Source organism: Ewingella sp. AOP9-I1-14, from assembly GCF_052375995.1.
GTDB lineage: Bacteria > Pseudomonadota > Gammaproteobacteria > Enterobacterales > Enterobacteriaceae > Ewingella > Ewingella allii.
Genome location: NZ_JBQSVA010000033.1, coordinates 1 through 2099, shown reverse-complemented (window position 1 = coordinate 2099; position 2099 = coordinate 1). Strand labels below are relative to the sequence as shown.

General features: G+C 56.5%; 1 protein-coding gene and 1 pseudogene. Both read left to right on the top strand.

Annotated elements, in window-relative coordinates; all coding sequences use genetic code 11:
* Positions 1–232: 232 nt before the first annotated feature.
* Positions 233–1456, top strand: a complete 1224-nt coding sequence (locus ACT3RT_RS23035) for an IS91 family transposase (protein WP_353504335.1) — start codon at positions 233–235, stop codon at positions 1454–1456.
* A 133-nt stretch (positions 1457–1589) separates the two neighbouring features.
* A pseudogene (locus ACT3RT_RS23030) lies at positions 1590–1748 on the top strand (phage integrase family protein); the annotation flags it as partial.
* Positions 1749–2099 lie beyond the last annotated feature (351 nt).

The following is a 2099-nucleotide window of genomic DNA, read 5'->3' as shown; positions in this document are numbered from 1 at the left end:
TACAGAACGTAGCGCCCCTGCGGGGCGAGCACGGCAGCGCTGCTGCCTCAACCGTCTTTAAGATACAGCCTCACCTCAACGCCGACGCCGACGCCGTCTGACTGACCTATAGCTCGCACGGGGGCGCATGCCCCCTGCCGCAACACCCGCATAAAATGAGCACGCCTGCGACGTGAGCCCGCTGGCGCCGGTGCCCTTTTCCTGTTCCCTGCCGCCCTGTAGACTCTGCACCATGTATATTCCCCGACCGGCAAAGCTGCTGTTCCAGCATGATGACGGCTGGAGCCGCTATCTCGACAAACACGGCGACGCCCTCAGCGACTGGACTAAACTCGCCGTCGAGCGCATGCTCGCCTGCGGCACCTGCGCCATGGGCGTGCGCCGTTACTGCTGCGCCTCACCGGACTGCACCCATTCCCGCTTTTTCTGCCAGAGCTGCAAGTCCAAAGCCTGCAGCAGCTGTGGCCTCAAGGCCACTGAGCAGTGGATCGCCGAACAGCAGCACATCCTGCCCGACTGCGACTGGCAGCACATCACGTTTACCATGCCTCACCTGCTGTGGCCGTTCTTCAACAACAACTGGCCCCTGCTCAATGACCTGTTTCGCTGTGCCACTCGCGCCATGCTCCGCTGGGCGCGCCAACAGGGGATCGAAGTCGGCATCTTTTGCGCGCTACACACCTACGGCCGACAGCTGAATCAGCATCCGCATATCCACGTCTCCGTCACCCGCGGCGGCCTCGACATCAAACACAGCACCTGGCGGCAGCTGTTCTTTAAAAAGAAAGAGGTAGAGCAAATCTGGCGCAACGCCGTGGTTTACCTGCTGCGCGACAACTATGCGCAAATCAACCCCGGCGGCCTGCCGGGCCTCGGTCATATCCGTAATGAAGACCGGTGGCACCGTTACCTGCATGCCCAGTATCGCCGTGCCTGGAAAGTGCACTTCGCCAAAAAGACCCGCGGCGCCTGGCGCAGCGTGAAATACCTGGGCCGTTATCTGAAGCGCCCGCCGGTGGCCGCTTCTCAGCTGCGCCACTACCGCGGCGGTGCCGTGGTGCATCAGTATTACGACCACCGAACGCAGCAGCACAAACGCCAGAAAATCAGCCAGGAGGAGATGCTGCAGCGTTACGTCAGCCATATCCCGGCGCGGCATTTTAAAATGGTGCGGTACTACGGTTTTCTGGCCAACCGCAAGCGAGGCTCGCTGCTGCCGAAGGTCTACAATGCGCTGGAAATGACGGTACGGGAAAAACCGAAGCGGCCCGGGTTCGCAGTACTTATGAAGGGCTTCCTGGGCACCGATCCGTACCAGTGCATCCTCTGCAAAGGCCGGCTGCGTTTTGCCGGCGCCATGGCGGGTGAACACGCCACCAAAATGCTGTCCGACAGGCTGCATCGGATGGCTAAAAAACGATGGCTTCAAGCGCCGGATCTGGATAAGTGCGCCTGAAAAATGGGTTTTAGCTTAAAAACACAGCAAAACTGGCATTTACCCGCATTACTCTGCGACAGCCCGCACCATCTGGGGTTCTTCCTTGCCACAGTTCATGGTTAGGAAACCCAATAAGGGTCGATTGAGTTTCCTAACCATCAAGGTGCTGCAGAGCCTGATGGGGCACAAGTCGGTCAGCTCGACGGAGGTGTATACGAAGGTGTTTGCGCTGGACGTGGCGGCCCGCCATCGGGTGCAGTTCTCCATGCCTGGTGCAGACGCTGTTACCATGCTTAAGCAAACACCTTGAAGACGATGCATTTAGGTCGCATTGTGTGAATCCTGGGGTGAAAAATCATGCGTATTCTTGTGTGGTTGTCTATGAAGAGGGAAAAATGGAAAAGTACGTTTTCGTTCCATTGGCCCTCAAACCCCACGTTACAGTCGCCAAAAATGATGCTCAACGGATGGGGTGTTGTCAACCAAAATGGTTTACAATGCCTATTATCAACCATTTTGGTTGACAGAAATTCCTAGTGAAATTTCTGCTGTCAACAGATTTTTGCGTTGAAATGATGTTGAAGAATCCAACAAAACGAAAAGAGGGAAGAGATGCCGCATAAGTTTATCGGGGTGATAACTGGTGATCTTTACAGGTCAA

Excerpts from the sequence above, each read along its gene's own strand:
- ACT3RT_RS23035 (WP_353504335.1), top strand. The coding sequence starts at position 233 with ATGTATATTCCCCGACCGGCAAAGCTGCTGTTCCAGCATGATGACGGC.